Source organism: Mycobacterium paragordonae (genome assembly GCF_003614435.1).
Lineage (GTDB): Bacteria > Actinomycetota > Actinomycetes > Mycobacteriales > Mycobacteriaceae > Mycobacterium > Mycobacterium paragordonae.
This window is the reverse complement of the sequence record NZ_CP025546.1, coordinates 597332-617915: the sequence shown is the minus strand read 5'-3', so window position 1 is coordinate 617915 and position 20584 is coordinate 597332. Positions and strand designations below refer to the sequence as shown.

The 20584-nt window shown below is 66.5% G+C and carries 18 protein-coding genes; 9 read left to right on the top strand and 9 right to left on the bottom strand.

What is annotated here, in order from left to right:
• Positions 1-45 precede the first annotated feature (45 nt).
• Genes C0J29_RS02815 through C0J29_RS02800 form a run of 4 tightly spaced genes read right to left on the bottom strand, consistent with a single transcriptional unit; the run spans position 46 to position 4426 of the window.
• Positions 46-2031 (bottom strand): PPE family protein, encoded by a 1986-nt coding sequence (locus tag C0J29_RS02815; protein ID WP_120791465.1) that lies wholly within the window; start codon positions 2029-2031, stop codon positions 46-48.
• 17 nt (positions 2032-2048) lie between these two features.
• On the bottom strand, positions 2049-3569 hold the full coding sequence (locus C0J29_RS02810) for a PPE family protein (protein ID WP_370530880.1): 1521 nt from the start codon (positions 3567-3569) through the stop codon (positions 2049-2051).
• A gap of 3 nt (positions 3570-3572) precedes the next feature.
• Positions 3573-3881, bottom strand: coding sequence for a PE family protein (locus C0J29_RS02805; protein ID WP_120794511.1), 309 nt, complete (start codon positions 3879-3881; stop codon positions 3573-3575).
• Positions 3878-4426, bottom strand: a complete 549-nt coding sequence (locus C0J29_RS02800) for a hypothetical protein (protein ID WP_242460342.1) — start codon at positions 4424-4426, stop codon at positions 3878-3880. Before C0J29_RS02800 ends, C0J29_RS02805 begins: the two co-directional genes overlap by 4 nt.
• Before the next feature lie 119 nt (positions 4427-4545).
• Between C0J29_RS02800 and C0J29_RS02795 the strand changes: the two genes are divergently transcribed.
• From C0J29_RS02795 to C0J29_RS02785, 3 genes are read left to right on the top strand one after another with little or no spacing between them, the layout of a single operon-like run.
• Positions 4546-4938 carry a hypothetical protein gene (locus C0J29_RS02795; protein ID WP_306255680.1) on the top strand — a complete coding sequence of 131 codons (393 nt, stop codon included), beginning with the start codon at positions 4546-4548 and terminating at the stop codon, positions 4936-4938.
• Positions 4935-5714, top strand: coding sequence for a hypothetical protein (locus tag C0J29_RS02790; protein WP_120791463.1), 780 nt, complete (start codon positions 4935-4937; stop codon positions 5712-5714). The genes C0J29_RS02795 and C0J29_RS02790 overlap by 4 nt, the downstream gene beginning before the upstream one ends.
• Positions 5715-5739: 25 nt before the next feature.
• Positions 5740-6144, top strand: coding sequence for a TOBE domain-containing protein (locus tag C0J29_RS02785; RefSeq protein WP_120791462.1), 405 nt, complete (start codon positions 5740-5742; stop codon positions 6142-6144).
• A gap of 6 nt (positions 6145-6150) precedes the next feature.
• Here the strand turns inward: C0J29_RS02785 and C0J29_RS02780 are convergent, their stop codons facing one another.
• Positions 6151-7797 carry an acetolactate synthase large subunit gene (locus C0J29_RS02780; RefSeq protein WP_120791461.1) on the bottom strand — a complete coding sequence of 549 codons (1647 nt, stop codon included), beginning with the start codon at positions 7795-7797 and terminating at the stop codon, positions 6151-6153.
• 77 nt (positions 7798-7874) lie between these two features.
• Here C0J29_RS02780 and C0J29_RS02775 point away from each other — a divergent pair, with 77 nt between their 5' ends.
• Positions 7875-9293 (top strand): NADP-dependent succinic semialdehyde dehydrogenase, encoded by a 1419-nt coding sequence (locus C0J29_RS02775; protein WP_065045637.1) that lies wholly within the window; start codon positions 7875-7877, stop codon positions 9291-9293.
• Positions 9294-9319: 26 nt separating this feature from the next.
• Here C0J29_RS02775 and C0J29_RS02770 read toward each other — a convergent pair whose 3' ends face one another.
• Entirely contained in the window at positions 9320-10261 is a 942-nt protein-coding gene (locus tag C0J29_RS02770; protein ID WP_065045636.1) for a R2-like ligand-binding oxidase, read from the bottom strand.
• A 241-nt stretch (positions 10262-10502) separates the two neighbouring features.
• On the opposite strand from C0J29_RS02770, the gene C0J29_RS02760 reads away from it, so the two are divergent.
• Positions 10503-11705 carry an IS110 family RNA-guided transposase gene (locus C0J29_RS02760; protein ID WP_174814885.1) on the top strand — a complete coding sequence of 401 codons (1203 nt, stop codon included), beginning with the start codon at positions 10503-10505 and terminating at the stop codon, positions 11703-11705.
• Here C0J29_RS02760 and C0J29_RS02755 read toward each other — a convergent pair.
• A complete protein-coding gene (locus tag C0J29_RS02755) occupies positions 11686-12396 on the bottom strand; it encodes a TetR/AcrR family transcriptional regulator (RefSeq protein WP_120791460.1) in 711 nt (236 codons plus the stop codon). The genes C0J29_RS02760 and C0J29_RS02755 overlap by 20 nt on opposite strands.
• 81 nt (positions 12397-12477) lie before the next feature.
• Positions 12478-14184 carry an acyl-CoA dehydrogenase family protein gene (locus C0J29_RS02750; RefSeq protein ID WP_120791459.1) on the bottom strand — a complete coding sequence of 569 codons (1707 nt, stop codon included), beginning with the start codon at positions 14182-14184 and terminating at the stop codon, positions 12478-12480.
• 126 nt (positions 14185-14310) lie between these two features.
• Here C0J29_RS02750 and C0J29_RS02745 point away from each other — a divergent pair, with 126 nt between their 5' ends.
• Genes C0J29_RS02745 through C0J29_RS02730 form a run of 4 tightly spaced genes read left to right on the top strand, consistent with a single transcriptional unit; the run spans position 14311 to position 19257 of the window.
• Positions 14311-15291: a phosphotriesterase family protein gene (locus C0J29_RS02745; RefSeq protein WP_065042491.1), complete on the top strand. Its 981-nt coding sequence runs from the start codon at positions 14311-14313 to the stop codon at positions 15289-15291.
• Positions 15288-16745 (top strand): AMP-binding protein, encoded by a 1458-nt coding sequence (locus C0J29_RS02740; protein ID WP_120791458.1) that lies wholly within the window; start codon positions 15288-15290, stop codon positions 16743-16745. Before C0J29_RS02745 ends, C0J29_RS02740 begins: the two co-directional genes overlap by 4 nt.
• On the top strand, positions 16745-17488 hold the full coding sequence (locus C0J29_RS02735) for a PP2C family protein-serine/threonine phosphatase (protein WP_120791457.1): 744 nt from the start codon (positions 16745-16747) through the stop codon (positions 17486-17488). Before C0J29_RS02740 ends, C0J29_RS02735 begins: the two co-directional genes overlap by 1 nt.
• A 5-nt stretch (positions 17489-17493) precedes the next feature.
• Positions 17494-19257, top strand: a complete 1764-nt coding sequence (locus C0J29_RS02730; RefSeq protein ID WP_120791456.1) for a DUF6311 domain-containing protein — start codon at positions 17494-17496, stop codon at positions 19255-19257.
• Between the two features lie 5 nt (positions 19258-19262).
• Here C0J29_RS02730 and C0J29_RS02725 read toward each other — a convergent pair whose 3' ends face one another.
• Positions 19263-20513, bottom strand: a complete 1251-nt coding sequence (locus tag C0J29_RS02725) for an acyltransferase family protein (protein WP_120791455.1) — start codon at positions 20511-20513, stop codon at positions 19263-19265.
• Positions 20514-20584: the final 71 nt, after the last annotated feature.

Sequence of the window (20584 nt, the reverse complement as noted above, 5' to 3'; positions counted from 1 at the left end):
CCGCAGTGGCGAGCCACCGCGAGTGCGATGAGCTGGTTCAGACGATCAGAGGAAGAAGCCCGGCCGGCCGCTGGTGTTCTTGAAGCCTCCCGAACTGAAGTCGCCCTGGTTAGCGATGCCTGAACTCTTTAGCCCGGTGTTGTTGATACCCACGCTGCTGCCGTCACCTGTTGAGTTGCCACCGGAGTTCCCGAAGCCGGTGTTCTGGAAGCCGTAATTCAGGAAGCCGACATTTTGCAGGCCGGTGTTGGCGATGCCCACGTTGCCGGCCTTGCCGCTGGTGTTGTAGAGACCGGCGGTGGTCCCGCCGCCACCGCCGCCACCGCCGCCACCGCCACCACCGCCACCGCCGCCACCGCCGGCGCTGACGTTGTTGTAAGCGCCGGATGTGTGACCGCCGTTGCTGGCGTTGAAGAAGCCTGACGCCCCAGTGCCGCTGTTGCCGTAGCCCGAGTTGGGCGCGTTGACGTTGGCCGCGCTGGCGAAGCCGGTGTTGACGTTGCCGGAATTGAACCCGCCGGTGTTGGTGTCGCCCGCATTTCCGAAGCCGGTGTTGACGTTGCCGGAATTAAAGAAGCCGGAGTTGCCACCGAAGCCGGCTCCTGAATTGAAGCTGCCGAAGTTCAGTCCGGTGCCGGAGTTGAATTGACCCACATTCTGGCCGCCCCCGGAATTGAAGTCGCCGACGTTACGCCCGACGCCCGAGTTGAAACTCCCGGCGTTGCTACCTCCGCCAGAGTTGAACATGCCGAAATTCAGCGGGCTGGAGTTCGCAAAGCCGGTGTTGGCATCGCCGGCGTTGCAGAAGCCGGTGTTGATGTCACCGGAGTTGGCGAAGCCGAAATTGTTGCTGCCGGAGTTGCTGAACCCGATGTTTCCGCTGCCCGAGTTGAAGAAGCCGATGTTGTTGCTGCCGGAGTTGAACAACCCGATATTGCCGGTGCCGGAGTTCAGGCTGCCGATACCGACCTGATTGTCACCGGTGAGCCCGATGCCGATGTTGTTGTTGCCGGTGTTGCCGAATCCGAAGTTGAAGCTTCCTGTGTTTCCGAAGCCGATGTTGCCGTTGCCTGCGGCGCCGCCAATGCCCGAGTTGCCACTGCCGATGTTGCCACTGCCGTGATTGCCATTGCCGAAGTTCCCGTTGCCGGTATTCCCCGAGCCGATGTTGGAGTCGCCACGGTTCCCGCTTCCGAAATTGCCGCTGCCGACGTTGCCCGATCCGGCGTTGCCGCTGCCGGTGTTTCCCGAGCCGACGCTGCCGTTGCCGGTATTGCCCATACCGATATTCGCGCTACCGGTGTTGCCCGAGCCGACGTTGTTGCTGCCGGTGTTGCCGCTCCCCAGATTGGCGTCGCCGTGATTTCCGGATCCAAGATTCCCATTCCCCGTGTTGCCTATTCCCGTGTTGCCGTCACCGCGGTTCCCGCCACCCAGGTTCAGGTTGCCGCGATTGCCGCCGCCGACGTTCAGGCTCACGCCGGCATCTGCGGCGATCGCCTGAGCCGCCGCCACAGGCAGACGCTGCCAAGCCGAAAGCTGCGCAGCCACCGCAGACACTCCGCTGTGATAGCCGACCATCGCGGCGACATCCTGGGCCCACATTTGTTCGTACACACTCTCGGCGGCGGCGATGGCCGGGGCGTTGAGACCCAGCCAATTGGATCGGACCAACTGCACGAAGGCATTCCGGTTGGCCGCGATCTCCACCGGATGAATCGTCGCCGCGTAAGCGGTCTCGAATGCCGCGACCACCCCGCGAGCCTGAGTGGCCGCGCCATCGGCGCGAGCCGCTGCGGCACTCAACCAGGCGGCGTACGGTGCCGCCGCACCTGCCATCGCCGTCGCTGCCGCACCCTGCCAGGCCTGGCCGACCAATGCCCCGGTGATCGACCGGAATGCGGTCGCCGCACGATCCAGCTCGCCGGCGAGGCCATCCCAAGCCGAAGCAGCTGACGCCATCGGTCCGGAACCGGCTCCGGAGTACATCAGCGCCGAGTTGATCTCCGGCGCGAACACCGAAAAGTTCACCTACACCCCTCACGTATTCACTCGTCGAACGACCACGTTTTTGGCAGCATTGGCGCGCCTGGGCCGCCGCCGAATTCATCACCGGCCAAGGCGACAAGCCCGGCCGGTTGCCGGGGGGCGCTGAGTGCCGTCCCGACGAATCCAATTGGACCGGCGCCCTTTTCAGACGGCGCGCATTCAGTCTCACTCGCAGTGCCCGAGTCGACATCTTCGCTCGGGTCGAGAAATTCGTAGCGGTAACCTCGGCCGAGGCTGTTGCGCAGGCGTCGAGCGGCGCGCCCGCGGTTGAGTTTTCCCACGGTCGCAGCCGCGGGAGCAACCGCGGCATCGGGGGTGGTGTCCGGGGCGGCAATGCGGGCCCGCATCCCCCAGCCGGTACCCGGACCGGGTCCGCCGATCAGGTACGAAAAGCCTTCAGCACCGGCGGCCGGCGCAGGCGGATTCGCGGGAGCGGCGGAAACCGGTGCAGCCTGCGGCGCGGCGGACACGGAGATGGCGCTGGTGGTAGGCCCGAAGGCAGGCGCCGCCAACAGCATCGCCGGCGAAGGCAGTTCAGCCGGGGTAGCGACCACGACGGGCGGGGACGGCGCGAGCGGCACCATCGGCTGCGCCGCCAAGGCGGCCAAACCGGACAAGCCACCCAGATTCACCGAAGCCAGGTCGAGGAAGGCGGGCAACAGGAGAGGCGCCATCTGCACGAGGAAGCGCAACGTCCGTAACGTCCAATTGACGACGCGGTAGGTCTGCCACGCAAGGAAGTAGCTGACGAGGGCCGGAAGATTGGCCGGATTCGTCAGTAATTGCGGGATATTCGTCTGCAGGTAAGCCAGAGCCTGCTGATTGCCGCCAATGAAGTTGGGCAGGTTCTGTATGAACTGCATCGGCGTCCAGTTGGGTTGCCCCTGACCGGCGATGCGAGCACCGTCGGCGCCGAAGATCATCGCCCAGATCTCCGCCGGTGTCGGCAACTGAAATCCGTTGCCAGCGCCCCCGCCTCCCCCGCCGCCGCCGCCGCCACCGCCGCCACCGCCGGTCGCGGCAGCCGCATTGACCGCTTCCGTCGTCGCTTGGTAGGTGCTCATCGTGGTAGCGGCTTGGATCCACATCCGCGCGTAGTCGGCTTCGTTCACTGCGATCGGGATTGTGTTGAGGCCGAAGAAATTCGTCGCAACCAACGCTCCGTGCACGGCATGGTTGGCGGCCAGTTCGGCCAGCGTCGGCATCGCCGCTACTGCGGTGGCGTACGCCGCTGCCGCCGCTTCCTGCCGGGCCGACCGTGCGGCGCTGACGGCGCCGGCCAGTGTCAGCCACTGCAGGTAGGGTTCATGTGCAGTGGCATACCGCGCCGCCGTTGGCCCCTGCCACACTTGGGTAGACCCGGCTAGCACCGCTGCCAGTTCCGTGGCTGCCGACTGATACTCGGTACTCAACTGAGCCCAGGTCCGCGCGGCGGCCTGTAGCGGGCCAAGACCGGGACCGGTACTGAGTAGCGCTGAATGAACCTCCGGCGGAGAGGCCATCCAGAGCGGCGAGGTCATTGGTCAGCCGCCCGCGCCCAGGTACGTCGCTGCCGCCGTTGTATCTCCCAGGACATAACTCGTTGCTGCGGCGGTCACCCCGGCAGCGGCTCGACCCAACACCTCGAGACCTGCGGCGACCGCCGCTTCGTGCTGGGTGCCTTCCTCGCTGAAGTTCAGCGCGGCCTGTACCGAGACCGGATCTACTGCAGGAGGCAACACCACCGAGATCACTGGGGCGGCAGCCGCATGTGCGGCAGCCAGCCGGGCAGCGATCGCCTCGACGGCCGCACTGGTCATCGCGAGACCTTCGGGAACAATTCTCAAGGTCATGAGCACTTCCCCTTGTCCACGCCTCTCACCACGGCAGCGATCACCCACGCGAGGACGCCCGCCGCCAGGCCAAAACCCAAGTGGAACAACACCTTCTCACCCCATGACTCGGTGCCGATCAAGGCCGGCATCGAATTGGCAAGCGACACAAGGTGCACCGGCGCCGCAGCCAGCGCGACCACCCATCGATGTCGCCGCGCCATCGGTACAGCACAAATCGTGTACAGCAGGGCCGCGGCAGCCACGTAACGCACGCTTCCTGCACCGGCCGGACTGGCCGCAAACATCGTCGCGATCGTCGCCGTGGCACCCACCGCCAGCACAGCCGAACGCCGCCGGCTGGTCAAGCAGACCGCCACCAACAGGGTCAGCCAGATCAGGCCGCGGTGTCCCGGTAACCCCATGGGGATCCGGACGTCCGCATAACCGACGATGCCAACCACCGCGAGCAGCGGAAATGCCAGTTCCCGAGCAGACGTAAACCGCAGAAACGTCTCGGCATCCGACATCGCAGCGCCGGAGGGCGCGCTGTGCGGCAGGACCATATGCGGAACAATACGCCCCAGTAGTCCTGATTTGCGGATCGGATGAGTCATATTCTCCGCATATGCGATATTCATACACCGCACGGTGTGGGCGTCAGCACCTGGCGGCGATCTCGGCGATGATGCTGGTCGCCGCCGGCGGCTCTGGGTGCGTCGCAATGCCGGACACAGCGGGACCGCTGGTGGTCAAGCAAGACGATCGGGTGCTGCGGCGTTTCAACATGCAGCAGTTGCGGGACCTTCCCCAGGTCGACGTCCAGACACCTCAGTCGCACGGCGCACAGGTTCAACGAGGCCCCAGCGTGCGCTCGATTCTCGGCGCCGCGGGTGTAGCGCACGTGGACCGGCTCCGGGTAGAAGGACGCGACCCCGCCCAGATATTGAGTGCCCAGGAGCTCGCCGACGATGTCATCCTCAATCGCACCAAGCGAAACACGCTCAAGCTCGTCGGACCTAGATTGCCTCGCGATCGGTGGGTCCGGGATGTCGTTGTCCTGGTGGCCATTTCATGAGTCGCGCGCTGGCCGGCGTCGATTTGTTGATCGGCATAGACGACACTGACGATCTGCGCAGCCCGGGCACCGGCCGCCGGGCGCGGGCACTGCTGCAAGAGCTCACCGCGGCCTTGCTGGGCACCGCGGCCGGTGCCACCCGCCACCAGTTGCTGGTGGACGATCGAATTCCCTACACCAGCCACAATTCCAGTGCCTGCCTGATGTGGCGAAGCGCCTCGTACGACCCGGCGTCGGTGCTGAACGACGTCATCGAGCTGGCCGGGCGTTTTCTGGAACGAGTCTGCCCGCCCGCCGCCGACCCAGGGCTCGTCGTGGCTGTCCCAAGTCGCGTCGACGATGTCGCGGCGCTGGTGGAATTCGGTCAGCGGGCAAAACGTGAAGTGCTGTGCACTCGAGACGCTCGAGAACTCGCTGCCCGGCTGGGTATTCACCTTTCCGGACACGGAGGAACCCAGGACGGCGTGTTGGGTGCGCTGGCCGCGGTCGGGCTGTTCTTGTCTGGCAATGACGGATTGTTCATCACGCTGCCCGGTCTTTATGAACTGCCCGGCGAGGCGACGATTGACGATCTTTACGCACGCATCCCCCTCGACGATGCTCGTGACGACTGCCATCGCCGACCCGCTACCGGCGATCTGGTCGAACTCGGCGACTGGGTCCATCCGGTGCTGCTGGAGGGCCGTTCGGTCCTACTTTTAGACCGGCCCCGCGAGTGCCGCGACGGCCGGCAGGTCTGGAGGACGGCACCGCGGGCGGTCGTCAAACAACATTGAGCGTCAACCTCGGTAGGATTCGTCCGTGTCGACACTAAGGATCAAGCAAGCCGCGGAGTTGCTTGGAGTCAGTGACGACACCGTGCGCCGATGGATCCAGCAGGGCACGTTGGCGGTCGAGCAGGACGAGTCGGGACGCAAGGTGATCGCCGGTGACGTTCTGGCTGAATTCTGGCGTATCAACGCGCCGCCACCACCATCGAACCCGCTGAACAGCAGCAGTTCCGCCCGCAACCGCTTCGTCGGCCTGGTCACAAAAGTAATCAGCGACAAAGTGATGGCTCAGGTGGAAATGCAATGCGGACCTCACACTGTCGTGTCGTTGATGAGCGCCGAGGCCGCCCAGGAACTGAAGCTACAGCCCGGCAGCATCGCCGTGGCGATCGTCAAGGCAACCAACGTCATTGTCGAGGTACCCGAATCGATTTAGGGATGACTACAGCGTCTCGTCCAGCTCCCCCAGCCGATCGGTGAGCCGCAGGTTCTCCGAATAGTCGACCGGGCACGCGATCAGCGACACCCCGTCGCCATCCAGCGCCGCCCGCAACGTCGGCAACAAGTCCTCGGCGCTGCTGATTCGATATCCCTTGGCGCCGAAGCTTTCCGCATACTTGACCACATCGGGGTTGCCGAACGACACGTAGTGGTGCTCGCCGAGTTCGAGATCCATCTTCCACTCGATCAAGCCGTAGCCGCCGTCCTCCCAGATCAGCACCACCAGCGGGATCTTCTCCCGCACCGCCGTCTCGATCTCCTGCGAGTTCATCAGGAAAGCTCCGTCGCCCACCACCGTCAGCACCTTCGACTCCGGCTGCGCCAGCTTCACCCCGAGCGCTCCGGGCAGCGCAAAACCCATGGTGGACAGACCGTTTGAGATCAGACAGGTGTTGCGCTCATAGGTCGGGTAGAGCCGCGCCATCCACATCTTGGTGGCGCCGGTGTCAACCAGCACGACGTCGCTGCGCCCCAGCGCCGCCCGGGTGTCGGCGACCACCCGCTGCGGCGCCAGCGGGAAGCGCGAATCCTGTTGTCCCCGAGTGAATTCCTCGTCCAACAGTCCCGACCCGGGTACCTCCACGTCGTCGAAGCGGCGCCCGTCCATCGCCTCGGTGAGCTGGTTGAGCGAGTCGCTGATGTCGCCGATGATGCCGACGTCGACCGAGTAGTGCGCGTCCACCTCGGCCGGGAACCGATGGATGTGGATGATCTTCTTGTCGCCCTGCGGGTTGATCCGGACCGGATCGAATTCCTGCAACTCGTATCCGACCGCGATGACGACATCGGCGTTGTCGAACCCGAAGTTGACGTAGTCGTGCCGCATGAAGCCCAGCGTCCCAATGCCGTTCGGATGGTCGTCGGGCATGACACCCTTGCCGTGAAAGCTGTTGGCGACCTTGATTCCGAGCTCCTCGGAGAACCGGATCAGCGCCTTGGTTGCATCGCTGCGGGCGGCGCCGTGCCCGGCGAGCACCACCGGCCGTTGGGCCGAGCGCAGGATGTCCACCGCGCGCGCCACCTGACGGGCGGCCGGCGCGTCGGCGCGAACGACATTGCGGGGCAACGGCGCCAACTCCGGGTAATCCTCGGCATCCTCGTCGATGTGTTCCGGCACCGCGAGATAGACCGCGGCCGGCCGTTCGGTCTCGGCGACCTTGAACGCCTTGCGGACCATCTCGGGTATGGCATGTGCGGTCGGGATTCCGGCGGACCACCGGGTGATCGGCGCGAACATCGACACCAGGTCGACGTACTGGTGGGATTCCTTGTACTCGCGGTCCTGACCGACCTGCGCCGAGATGGCGACCATCGGGGTGCTGTTGGTGGTGGCGTCCGCGACGCCGAGTTGCATGTTGATCGCGCCCGGGCCCAACGTTGCCGAGACCACGGCCGCGCGTCCGGTGACCCGGCCGTACATCTCGGCCATGAAGGCCGCGCCCTGCTCGTGCCGGGTGAGGACATAGCGGATATTCGAGGCCGCGAGCGCCTTGATGAAGCGGATGTTCTCTTCCCCGGGTATTCCGAAGACAACTTCGACACCCTCGTTTTCCAGGCACTTGACGATCAGCTCAGCCGGTGTGGACATCCGCTACCTCTCTGTTTCCTAGATAGTGGCAGGCTAGTTGTCGGACGGTTCACGACAACCCCGACAGGAGGGCCAGCGTGCCCATCGCCACCATCAACCCGGCCACCGGCGAGACAGTCAAAACCTTCACCCCCGCGACCGACGACGAAGTAGAGCAAGCAATAGCTCGCGCCTACGCGCGCTTCCAGGACTACCGGCGCAACACCACCTATGCCCAGCGTGCCGAATGGGCAAACGCCACCGCCGACCTGCTCGAGGCTGAGGCGGACGACACCGCGGCCATCATGACCCTGGAGATGGGCAAGACGCTGGCCAGCGCCAAGGCGGAAGTGCTCAAGTGTGCCAAGGGATTTCGCTACTACGCAGAGAACGCCGAAGCGCTGCTCGCCGATGAGCCGGCCGACGCCGGCAAGGTGAACGCATCCCGTGCCTTCACCCGCTACCAACCGCTCGGCGTGGTGCTGGCGGTGATGCCGTGGAACTTCCCGTTGTGGCAGGCCGTGCGGTTCGCGGCGCCCGCGCTGATGGCCGGCAATGTCGGGCTGCTCAAACACGCATCGAACGTCCCGCAGTGCGCGCTGTACCTGGCCGACGTCATCGCGCGCGGTGGGTTCCCGGACGGGTGCTTCCAGACACTGCTCGTCGCCTCCGGCGCCGTCGAGAAGATCCTGCGCGATCCCCGCGTGGCCGCCGCCACCCTCACGGGCAGTGAACCGGCCGGGCAGTCGGTGGGCGCCATCGCCGGGGACGAGATCAAGCCGACCGTGCTCGAACTCGGCGGCAGCGACCCGTTCATCGTGATGCCCTCGGCGGATCTGGACGCCGCGGTGAAGACAGCGGTCACCGGCCGGGTGCAGAACAACGGGCAGTCCTGCATCGCCGCCAAGCGCTTCATCGTCCACACCGACATCTACGACGAGTTCCTGGACAAGTTCGTCGAGCGGTTTGAAGCGCTCAAAGTCGGTGACCCGACCGACCCCGACACGGACGTCGGCCCGCTGGCCACCGAATCGGGTCGCGACGAGATCGCCCAGCAGGTCGAGGACGCCGCCGCCGCGGGTGCGGTAATCCGTTGTGGCGGTAAGCGTCCCGACCGGCCGGGCTGGTTCTACCCGCCGACGGTCATCAGTGACATCACCAAGGACATGGCGCTCTACACCGAGGAGGTCTTCGGCCCCGTCGCGTCGGTGTACCGGACCGCCGACATCGACGAAGCGATCGAGATCGCCAACGCGACCACGTTCGGGTTGGGCTCGAACGCGTGGACCGAGGACGAGGCCGAGCAGCAGCGCTTCATCGACGACATCGTGGCCGGCGCCGTGTTCATCAATGGCATGACGGTGTCCTATCCCGAGCTGCCGTTCGGCGGAGTCAAGCGGTCCGGTTACGGACGCGAGCTGGCGGGTCTAGGCATTCGCGAGTTCTGCAACGCCAAGACGGTGTGGGTCGGCAAGAGCGACACCGGCGAGGCCGCCGGGAGCAAGAAGGTCGAGTAGCTTTCCGCGCCGAATAGTTGCCCGTGCTAGCTGACCGCGGCCAGCGCGCGCTCGTCTTCGTCGGCGAACTCGTCCTCGAGTTGCACCGGCGAATAGTCCAAATCGATCTCGCCCACCGGGCGGCCGCGGGCACTGCTGATGGTGCCGAACCGTCGCATGCCCTTGTCGGTGGAGTACTGCAGCATCTCGTCGGGCTTCAGGCCGAACGGCGGATGCTCGCCGTACAGCTCGAAACCCTCTTCGGTGAGCCGCAGCGCCATCGGGATCAGCTCGTTCATGCGGTTCTCGAACACGGTCCAGTTGGCGTCGTCGGCCGCGACGTGGCGACGACAGGTGAACGTTCCCCAGGCCATGTGGCGGCGTTCGTCGTCGCCGATGCGGCGGACCAGTTCCTGCATGCCCGGCAGGATGCCGCGTTCGACGCAGATCTTGTTCCACGCGTAGTAGCCGGTGAGCGCCAGCATGCCTTCGACGATGTGGTTGTAGGTGACCGATGCCCGCACCTGAGCCGCCGGCGAGGGATCACCGGTCAGCGCGTTCAGACAGTCCGGCAACTCGTCGTAGAAGATGTCGCGGTAGGTCGGCAGCGGGTCGAGGTAGCCGTGCAGATCGTCCGTGACACCGACCGCGTCGAGCCAGAGGCGGAACACCTGGACGTGCTTGGCCTCCTCGAACGCGAACTGCGTCAGGTACATCTCGTCACCCAGCCGCCCCTCGGCGCGCATCGCGGCCATGAAGGGCTGGATGTCCTCGGTCACCGCTTCCTCGCCGGCGATGAACTGGGCGCACAACCGAATTGCATAGTCGCGCTCGGGTTCCGACAGCTGCTGCCAGTCCTCGCGGTCCTGGGAGAAATCGATGTCGGCCGGGTTCCAGAACTTGGCGTTGCCGCCGGCGAACAGTTTCAACGGCAGGCTCTCCCAGTTGAGGCCGCCGGCCACCATCGATCCGGTGCGGGTGCGGTTCATGTGATCCTTACCTTTCTTGGAGGGTGATCGGGGCGTATTGCCTTAGGCTTCGATTTGCCCAGGGACGTCGGGTATGGCTTTCATGTGGTTGCTGTGTTCGATGGCCGAAGGAGATTGGCCGCCCGGCGTTCCGCGACGACTCGACCGCTAATTGAGAGATGCGATGTGATCGCTGTGTAAGGACACGCCGGCGTGGTCGTCTGTTGGGTTGGTGGCACCTATGACGAGGACGGAGGTGGTTGTGGCGCAACAACTGTGGGCCGGTGTAGATGCTGGCAAGTCTGATCACCACTGTGTGGTCATTGATGCTGAGGGAAGTCGATTGCTCTCCCAGCGGGTCGCCAATGACGAGGCCGCACTGCTGGCGCTGATCAAGGCGGTTGCGGCGTTGGCCGATGGGGGTGAGCTCACCTGGGCGATCGACCTCAACGGCGGCGGGGCGGCATTGTTGATCTGCTTGTTGATGGCCGCTGAACAGCGGTTGCTCTACATCCCCGGCAGAACCATTTACCACGCCTCGGCTAGTTACCGCGGAGATGGCAAGACCGACGCCAAAGACGCCGCGATTATCGCCGATCAGGCACGGATGCGCCGCGACCTGCAACCGTTGCGGGCCGGTGATGACATCGCGGTCGAACTGCGCATCTTGACCAGTCGACGCGCTGATTTGGTCGCCGATCGCACGCGGGCAATCAACCGGCTGCGTGCCCAGCTGCTGGACTACTTCCCCGCCCTGGAACGCGCATTTGACTACAGCAACAGCAAGGCGGCGCTGCTGCTGCTCAGCAGCTACCAGACCCCCGACGGGCTGCGCCGTGCAGGTGCTGCTCGCCTGGCTGCATGGTTGCGCAAACGGAAGGCTCGCAATGTCGATGCCGTCGTAGCCACAGCGCTGGCGGCGGCCAACGCCCAGCACACCATCATGCCCGGACAACAATTGGCCGCCACCGTCGTAGCTCGCCTGGCCAAGGAGGTGATGGCCCTCGACATCGAAATCGGCGACACCGACACGATGATCGAGGAGCGATTTCGCCGCCACCGCCACGCCGAAATCCTGCTGAGCATGCCCGGATTCGGCGTCACCCTCGCCGCAGAGTTCCTGGCCGCCACTGGCGGCGACATGAGCGCATTCGACTCCGTCGACCGCCTCGCCGGCGTCTCCGGCCTGGCACCGGTTCCCCGCGACTCCGGACGCATCACAGGCAACCTCAAACGCCCACGACGCTACGACCGCCGACTCTTGCGCAGCTGCTACCTGTCGGCACAAATCGCCATCCGCACCGACCCCGCCTCGCGCACGTACTACGACCGCAAACGCGCCGAAGGCAAAACCCACACCCAAGCCGTGCTCGCTCTGGCCCGACGACGCCTCAACGTCCTGTGGGCAATGCTCCGCGACCACACGCCATATCAACCCACCGCAACTACTGCCGCGGCGGCTTGACAACGTCATTGAGAATCTCCTTTGATCGGGCCCGGTTGACGGCGGGGCGCGGCGCGGAGAACGCGTCCGAGAGCACCGCAACGAGCCGGCGCACGGCGAGCGCCGGCTGCTCCGGAGTCGGTTCGTCCAGACCGAGGATCGGATCGAGACCGCGCATGTACGGGGCCAGCGCCAGGTGCGGGAAGATCATCAGCAGCAGCGACAACAACGCGTCGGTGTCGGAATCCTCACGCAGATCGCCGCGCCGGTGCGCCTCGGTCACCAGCGGCCGAAGCACCTCCAAGTAGTGGCGGTGGACGACGTTGCGCACGCTGATGCGGGCGTCGGTGTCGACCTCCAGTGTCGCGGCGGCGTGCAGCGACCGTTCCCGGGGATGCTCGGCGTAGTAGGCGACCCAGGCGTCGAGCAGGTCGGTGAGGAATTCGAAGAACGGCCGGCTCGGGTCGATGTCGCGGATCGTCGTTTCCACGTAGCTCCGCACCCGCTGGCTGGCGACATCGGCGATGTAGGCGTAGAGGTCTCGCTTGTCCGCGAAGTACTGGAACAGACTGCCTTTGGCCACGCCGGCGCGCCGGGCGATGACGTTGAGGCTGCCGTTGGAGAACCCGTGGGCGCCGAACTCCGCCTCCGCGGCTTCGATGACCGCCGCGCGGCGGGCCGGATCGACACGCGCCCAGGTAACCGTCGGCATGCGCCTCCCCTCACCGTGAATGACCGCTGGTCATCATACTGTGAGACAGCTCACAGTCAAGGACGCGCGGCGGCACCCGCCCTAAGGGCGCATCTCGTACGCCCCGTTGAGAGGCAGCACGAATTCCTTCCACACCCTCTCGTAGCGCGCCGGGTCGTTGGCGGGGCGACGGATCATCCGCAGCGCAAACGCGGCCTGCTCTTCGGTGGTGGCGGCCTTGTCGTGCAGTTCGACGGCGTAGGTGTTGAAGTCGCGAACCAGCAGCCCGAAGATCTCGTCGAGCAGCGCCTCGTCGACGCCGGTCAGCGGGGCTTCCTCCAGGATCAGCTGGGCGTAGGGCACCAGGGCGAAGATCTGGCCCACGCCGAAGGCGAAGTCGATGTCCTTCTGTTGCGCGGCATCGGGGGTGGCGCCGGCGAGCATCTCGGCCAGCACGTCGACCTGCTCACGCAGCAGCGCGACGTTCGGCAGATGCCCGTAGCTCTCGAACGGCGCCCGCCAGTCGTGGAACCGAACCTTGCCCAGACCGCCGGTGGGCCCCTGGTTGAACAGGAACGTGTCGTCGGCGTCATCGTCGCGGCGGCCGATCAGCGGCAGCGACGCGTCAGGAGCGAACAGGAAGTTCGGCATGAACTTGGCCAGCAGCCCGATGTTGATGTGGACGGTGCCCTCCAGGCGGGGCAGCATGCCGATCTCCTGGGCAACGGTTTCGAAGAACATGTCCTTCTCCACGCCCTTGGCCGCGATGACGTCGAACAGTGCGGTGATCACCCGCTCCCCCTCGCTGGTCACCTTGGCCTTGGTGAGCGGGCTGTACAGCAGGTAGCGGCGGTCGTCAGCGGACGCGCTGCGCATGTAGTCCGACGCGCGGGTGCACACCAGTCGCATTGCGACCAGCCGCGCGTAGGAGTCGGTGAGCAGCCGCCGGACGTGGCTGAAGTCGGTGACGACGGTGCCGTACAGGTGGCGGTTGGCGGCGTGCGTAATGGCCTCGTAGAAGGCGTGGGTGCACATGCCCACCGAGCCCCAGCCCAGGTTGTACTTGCACACGTTCACCGTGTTGAGCGCGGCGTGGAAGGCGCCCATGCCGCGATGCAGCAGGTCGGCCTCGGTGACCGGGTAGTCGTGCAGGGCGTAGTTCGCCACGTAGTTCTGTGAGTTGACGACGTTCTTCTTGCATTCGTACCGGTCGTCCTGGGAGTCCGCGGCGAAGAAGACGTACTCCGGGGAGCTGGAACCGTCGTCGATGCGGCCGAACGTGGAGACCATCCGGGCCACGTTGGCGTTGCCGATGTAGTACTTCTCGCCGTTTGCCACCCAGCCGTGTTCGGACGGGGTCAGCACCATGTCGGTCTGGTAGACGTCGGCGCCGTGCGCCTTCTCGGACAGACCGAAGGCGAACACCTCACCCTGTTCCAGCTGGGCGGCGGCCTTGCGCTTGGCGTCCTCGTTGTCGCTCATCCAGATCGGGCCCAGACCCAGCGCGGTGACCTGGAAGGGGTACCAGTAGCTCAGCCCGTAGAAACCGATGATCTCGGCGAACTCGCTGATGCGGTAGGTGTCCCAGCGGCAGTCGGCCGCGCCGTACTCCGCGGGGGTCAGCAGCGAGGCGAAGATCCGGTTCTCGCCGATGTGGTTGAGAAACTCGGTGTACCAGGCGCGCTCGTGTGCGTCATGCTTCAGCTTCGCCTTACCCCGGTTCTCGAAGAAGTCCACCGTGGCCTGCATGATCTCCCCCGACCGGGCATCCGGGTACTTGCGTTGCAATTTGTTGGGATTGAGCAGCATGAGGGTGGCTCCAGAGCGATTTCGGATTCAGGACGGGTCGACCGTACTGCAATACCTGCGAAGCCGGTACAAGGACGACACTGGTAGGTCTTAAAAATGCCCCCGCAGCGACCTAGCATCAAAGGCGTGTCAGAACTTAATACCGCCCGCGGAACCATCGATACCGCAGATCTCGGCGTCACGCTCATGCACGAGCACGTGTTCATCATGACGACCGAAATCGCCCTGAACTACCCCGAAGCCTGGGGTGACGAGGAGAAACGGGTGGCCGACGCCGTCGCCCGCCTCAATGAGCTGAAGTCCCGCGGCGTGGACACCATCGTCGACCTGACGGTGATCGGTCTCGGTCGCTACATCCCGCGCATCGCCCGCGTGGCCGCCCAGACCGAGCTGAATATCGTTGTGGCGACTGGGCTTTACACCTACAACGACATTCCGTTCCGGTTCCACTACGAAGGACCGGGCGGCATGCTCGACGGCCCGGAGATCATGACCGACATGTTCGTCCGCGACATCGAGCAGGGCATCGCCGATACCGGCATCAAGGCCGGCATCCTCAAATGTGCCACCGACGAACCCGGTATCACCCCGGGCGTCGAGCGGGTGTTGCGTGCCGTGGCCCAGGCCCACAAGCGCACCGGGGTACCGATCTCGACCCACACCCACGCCGGGCTGCGGCGCGGGCTCGAGCAGCAGCGCATCTTCGAAGAGGAAGGCGTGGACCTGACGCGGGTGATCATCGGGCACTCCGGCGACAGCACCGACGTCGGCTACCTCGAAGAGCTGATCTCCGCCGGGTCGTACCTCGGAATGGACCGGTTCGGTCTGGACGTGCTGCTGCCCTTCGAAGAGCGGGTCCAGATCGTGGCGACCATGTGCGAGCGTGGCCACGCCGACAAGATGGTGTTGTCCCACGACGCCAACTGCTACTTCGATGCGCTGCCCGAGGAGCTCGTCCCGCAGATGGCGCCCAACTGGCACTACCTGCACATTCACAACGACGTCATTCCCGCGCTGCAGCAGCGCGGCGTCACCGATGAGCAGATCCACACCATGCTCGTGGAGAACCCGCGCAAAATCTTCGATCGGCAGGGCGCCTATCAGTGACGGTCCCGTCGATCGGAACACAGATTTCGCAGCTGGCCGCGCTCGCCCCGGACGAGCCGGCCGTCAGCTGCGACGGACACACCATCACCCGAGCCGAGCTCGACCGCTCGACCAACCGGCTGGCCCGCGCCTACGCCGAACGCGGCGTGGGGCTCGGCGACTACGTGACGATCGTGCTGCCCAACTCGGTGGAATGGATTCAGGCGGCAGTGGCGTGCTGGAAGCTGGGGGCGGTGCCACAGCCCTTGTCCCCGCGCCTGCCGGAGGCCGAGTTCGAAGGCCTGCTGGGGCTGCGCCGCTCGGCGTTGCTGGTAGGCCGGGATCATCCCGGAACGCCAAGCGTCCCAGCCGGTTTCGTCCCGGAGACCTCGGATGCCGCGCTGCCCGAGGCGGTGTCACCGTGCTGGAAGTCGATGGCGTCGGGCGGCAGCACCGGGCGGCCCAAGCTCATCGAAGCCGGCGGCGACAGTCGGGTCCCGCCGGCGATCGGCTACCCGCTGGGCATGCAGGAGGGCGACACCACGCTGGTGCCGGTGCCGCTGACGCACAACACCGGGTTCACCACCGCCCTGATCGCGCTGATCATGCGCCAGCACCTGGTGTTGATGAGCCGGTTCGACCCGCACGAATTCCTGGCGACGATCGGGCGGCACCGCGTCAGCTTCCTGGTCACCGTGCCGACGATCATGCAGCGACTGCTGCCGGTGTACCGGGCCGATCCGGGATCGTACGACCTGTCCTCGCTGCGCCGGTTGTGGCACCTGGCCGCGCCGTGCCCTCCGGCGGTCAAGCAGGCCTGGATCGACCTGATCGGGCCCGAGAAGGTCTGGGAACTCTACGGCGGCACCGAGTTACAGGCGTTGACCTTCATTTCCGGGGATCAGTGGCTGACGCACCCGGGCTCGGTCGGGCAGGTGGTCAGCGGGGAGATGAAGGTGCTCGACGACGACGGCAACGAATGCCCGCCCGGCGTGGTCGGTGAGATCTACATGCGCCCCAACCCCGGCAGCGCGCCGACGTATCGCTACATCGGCTCCACCGCGAAGTCGCGCGACGGCTGGGATTCGCTGGGCGACCTCGGTTATTTCGACGCTGACGGCTTCTTGTATCTGTCGGACCGGCGGGTCGACATGTTCACCGTCGGGGGGCGCAACGTCTATCCGGCCGAGATCGAGAACGCGCTGTCGGCTCACCCGGAAGTGTTGTCCTGCTTGGTCGTTGGAGTCCCCGACGGCGATCTGGGCCAGGTGCCCTATGCACTCGTGCACACGGCGCGCGGGTCGACCCTGGACGCCGCGGCCGTGCACAGCTTCGTCGCCGACCGACTGGCGGCCTACAAGGTGCCCCGTATCGTTGAGTTCGTCGACGCCCCTCTGCGCGACGACGCCGGCAAGGCGCGTCGCACGGCGGTGCGCGACACCGTCATCGCGCGATTGCAGGTTGGGGGGCCGTAATGGATGCCACCCGGTATTCGGCACTGAGTGACGTCGGGTGCGAACGGTCCGACAACCAGGACCGCTGGGGCGCCGACCCGGACCAGCGCCTGTTCATGGTGGCCGACGGAGTCGGCGGCAGCCGCGACGGGGCGCTGGCCGCCCAGACCATGGTCGACATCCTGCCCCGCTACGTCGCCCACCACCTGCCGGCCGACCAGCGCGAGGCCCCCGACGCGCCCGAACGCCTGGGCCGGGCCATCTCCGAACTCTCCGACGATCTGCACACCAAGGCGCAGAGTGATTCCCGGTTCGCGGGCGCCAACAGCACCCTGGTGGCCGTCGTCATCGTCGGCTCCCGCGCGCTGGTGGCCCATCTCGGTGACAGCCGTGCGTATCTGCTGCGCGACGGACAGCTCACTCAACTCACCCGCGACCACACACTGGTGCAGTCTCTGGTGGACGCGAACCAGGTGCAGGCCGAGGACGCCGGGAACCTGCGGGTGCGCAATGTGGTGACGCGGTACATGGGCATGAAGCCGCCGGCCAAAGCCGACTCCAGCGCGCAGGACCTGTCCGACGGAGACCGGATCCTGTTGTGCAGCGACGGTTTACACGGCGTCGTCAAGGAACCGACGTTGACCCGGATTCTCGGCAAGTACGACGACCCCGGCGAAGTGTGCGCCGCGCTGATCGCGGCGGCCCGGGGCGAGGGCGCTCCGGACAACGTCACCGCGCTGGTGGTCGACGTTTCCGACTCGTAGCCCGGGTGACCGGCGGGAGCGGCTTTCGGCGGTGGACCACCGGATCTCGCGGTGGCCTCATCGTGTTCGCCGGTTACCTGCTGGGGGCCGTCGTCCTGACCATCGGCGCCTGGAGCGATCCGAGATCGGGCTGGGCCGGCGGCTGCTGCGATCAGCAGCAGACGATCTGGTACCTGGGCTGGGCGCCGCACGCGCTCGCGCACGGCCTCAACCCGTTCTTCACGACGCAGATCGGCGCGCCCGCCGGGGTCAACCTGATGTGGAACACCCCGATGACGCTGCTGGGCCTTCTCGGCTGGCTACCGGCGAAGATCGGCGGCCCCGTCTTCGGTTTCAACGTCCTGATGGTGGCCGGCATCGCGCTCAGCGGGTGGACCGCGTGGCTGGCGATCCGCCGCTGGACGGGCGACGGCCCGGGTCCGGTCGTCGGTGGCGCGGTGTACGCGTTCTCTCCCTACGTCGCCTCCCATGCGGCGCTGCACCTAAACCTCGCGACGGCCTGGGTCCCGCCGCTGGTCCTGATCGCCATCGACGAGCTGCTGGTCACCCGGCGCCGGCCGCCGTGGCAGACGGGGGTGGCGCTCGGATTGCTGGGCAGCGCCCAACTGCTGATCGCGGCGGAGATGCTGGCCACCGGCGTGGTGGCGGCCGGAGTGCTGATTTGCACCCTGGGCGTGGCCGGCCGCGCGCGGTGGCGCGATGCACTGAGGCGGCTGGCCCCCGCGCTCGCGGTCGCCGCGCCGGTGTTCCTGCTGCTCTCGTCCTGGCCCCTGATCACGCAGTTCTTCGGACCGCAACGCATTACCAGGCAGGTTCAGGATTCCAGGATCTTCTCGACCGACCTGTTGAATCTCGTCGTTCCGACGCCTTATCAGCTGATCGCCCCGCACGCGGCCACGCAGCTCTCGCGGGAGTTCAGCGGCCTGTACCACGAGGCGACGGCCTATCTCGGCCTGCCGTTGCTGGTCATACTGGTCGCCGTCGCCGTCCGGCAGTGGGACGACCTGCGCATCCGCGTGGCGAGCTGCACCGGCGGGCTGCTGCTGGTGCTGTCGCTGGGACCGTGGCTGCATATCGGCACGAAGGCGTTGCCCGTCCCGCTGCCCTGGCTTCCCTTCAGCAGGCTGCCTCTGATGCGCCATGTGCTGCCGGGGCGATTCACACTGTTCGTCTGGCTGGCGGTCGCGGTGGTCGTCGCGGTCGTCATCGCGCGGGCGACCCGGCTGGCCCCGCGACCCAAGGCGCGGTGGTTGCTAGCCGTGGCCGCAGCGCTGACGCTGATCCTGCCGGCTCCGCTCCAGCGGATGCCCTCCTACACCCCCGTCTTCTTCCGGACGTGGGCCGGCCGGCACATCGGGCCCGACGAAACCGTGCTCGTCGCCCCTTATTTCCGGGACCCGCAGGGCCGTGCCGCACCGATGCTGTGGGCGGCGGAGACCGACTACGGGCTGCGCATGCCCGAGGCCTACGCCTACATGCCGCAGCCGGACGGCGGCACGCGGCCCGGGCCACCGCCGACGCGGCTGTACTCGGTGATGGTGACGATTCAGAGCGGCACCCCGCTGGTAGCGCGCGGTGAGGTTCGTGACCAGGTGGGCGCCGATCTAGTGAGGGCGGGGGTGCGCCATGTCATCGTCGGGCCGACGCAGGAGTGGCAGGCGTTGATCGCGTTCTTCAGCGACCTGTTCGGCCGCGCGCCGCAATATGTCGGTGAGATCGCCATCTGGCGGGACGTCGACGTCCGGGGTGTCGTTGCGCCGCCGCCCTAGTGACGTCACGGCGCGATCGCGTCCGCCTCGCTGTCCTCCGGCTCCGCCTTACTCTCCCGTTTCTCGCTGTCCCGTTTCTCCCAGCGGCGCAACGCTTCCCGGCACGGCGACTCGACCAGGGCGTAGCTCACCGCGGCGATCGCGATGCCGAAGAGCAGGGTCAGCGCCAGCACCACCGGCATGTGGCCGTTGAACGCGAAGATGCCGAGCACCGGGAACACCATGTCCAGTGCGGCGAGATGCCAGATGAACAGGCCGTAGGACCAGCGGCCCAGGGTCACCATGAAGGTGCTCCCCAGCAGCCGGTGGGGAGTGTCCGGCCGGTCCAGCACCAGCGGCGCCAGCAGCGCGAAAGCCACCACCGAGCCCATCGCGGTCTTCACCGAGAACTGCGCGGGGCTGCTGGGCACCAGACCCGCGGGCCCGGCCAGCGGCGAGGCGGCCACCAGGTAGGCGGCCACCGCGATCGCCGCCATGGCTACCCGGTGCCGGGCCAGTCGGTGCACCCACCCGAGCGGACTGTGCACCAACTCGGCCAGCACCATGCCCGCGGCGAACCAGGAGAAGTACGCCGGCGGCCAGTTCAGCGGGTTGGCGCCGGGGCCGCCGCCCAGCACGGCCAGCGGCAGCCAGCCCCACGCCCAGCTGAGCGCGCCCAGCGTGGCGATCGCCGGCAGCCGCGCGCCGACCGGGATCCGCCGGGCCAGCCAGGCCAGGATGGGCAGCGCCAGATAGAAGGTCACCTCGACCGACAGGCTCCACATCTGGGTGAGGCCGCCGGTCAGGGTCAGGGGCACATAGATCTGGGTGAGCGTCAGGTTGGCCAGCCAGACCGTGAGGCTGGCGTGGTCGGAGTCGGGCAGCAGGGTCAGGATCACCACCACCGCGACCAGGTAGGCCGGCATGATGCGGACCACCCGGGAACGCAGGTAGTGACCGGTGCGCGGACGGGGCTTCAGATCGCGTTCCGCCGCGGCGTGCCCGCGCCACAGCAGGAATCCCGACAACGCGAAGAAGACCGCGACGGCCAGGTCGAACCGGCCGAACAAGCGGCCGTCGACCCCGCTGGAGTGCCCCGTCTGGAAGGCGACGTGGGTGACGACCACGCCGATGGCCGCGCAGGCCCGCATCCCCTCGACGGCGGGCAGGAAACTGCGGGTGCCACCCACCTGTCGGCCGTCAGTCACGGTCCCAGTCTGCCCGTGGATGTGGTCGGCGGCAGCGGGTACACCTCGGGCCGGGCCACGTCCGTACATTGGGCCCTAGGTTCGTGCTGGGTTCGTGCCTAAGTTTCGTGCCCAGGTTCGTACTCAGCTCGTACGGAGCG

What these genes read in the sequence shown, in the direction of transcription:
- C0J29_RS02790 (WP_120791463.1), top strand. Translation starts at nt 4,935, where the DNA reads ATGAGTCGCGCGCTGGCCGGCGTCGATTTGTTGATCGGCATAGACGAC.
- C0J29_RS02810 (WP_370530880.1), bottom strand. Translation starts at nt 3,569, where the DNA reads ATGACCTCGCCGCTCTGGATGGCCTCTCCGCCGGAGGTTCATTCAGCG.
- C0J29_RS02750 (WP_120791459.1), bottom strand. Translation starts at nt 14,184, where the DNA reads ATGCTGCTCAATCCCAACAAATTGCAACGCAAGTACCCGGATGCCCGG.
- C0J29_RS02805 (WP_120794511.1), bottom strand. Translation starts at nt 3,881, where the DNA reads ATGACCTTGAGAATTGTTCCCGAAGGTCTCGCGATGACCAGTGCGGCC.
- C0J29_RS02725 (WP_120791455.1), bottom strand. Translation starts at nt 20,513, where the DNA reads ATGTACGGACGTGGCCCGGCCCGAGGTGTACCCGCTGCCGCCGACCAC.
- C0J29_RS02755 (WP_120791460.1), bottom strand. Translation starts at nt 12,396, where the DNA reads ATGCCGACGGTTACCTGGGCGCGTGTCGATCCGGCCCGCCGCGCGGCG.
- C0J29_RS02800 (WP_242460342.1), bottom strand. Translation starts at nt 4,426, where the DNA reads ATGGTCCTGCCGCACAGCGCGCCCTCCGGCGCTGCGATGTCGGATGCC.
- C0J29_RS02735 (WP_120791457.1), top strand. Translation starts at nt 16,745, where the DNA reads ATGGATGCCACCCGGTATTCGGCACTGAGTGACGTCGGGTGCGAACGG.
- C0J29_RS02770 (WP_065045636.1), bottom strand. Translation starts at nt 10,261, where the DNA reads ATGAACCGCACCCGCACCGGATCGATGGTGGCCGGCGGCCTCAACTGG.
- C0J29_RS02795 (WP_306255680.1), top strand. Translation starts at nt 4,546, where the DNA reads ATGATGCTGGTCGCCGCCGGCGGCTCTGGGTGCGTCGCAATGCCGGAC.
- C0J29_RS02780 (WP_120791461.1), bottom strand. Translation starts at nt 7,797, where the DNA reads ATGTCCACACCGGCTGAGCTGATCGTCAAGTGCCTGGAAAACGAGGGT.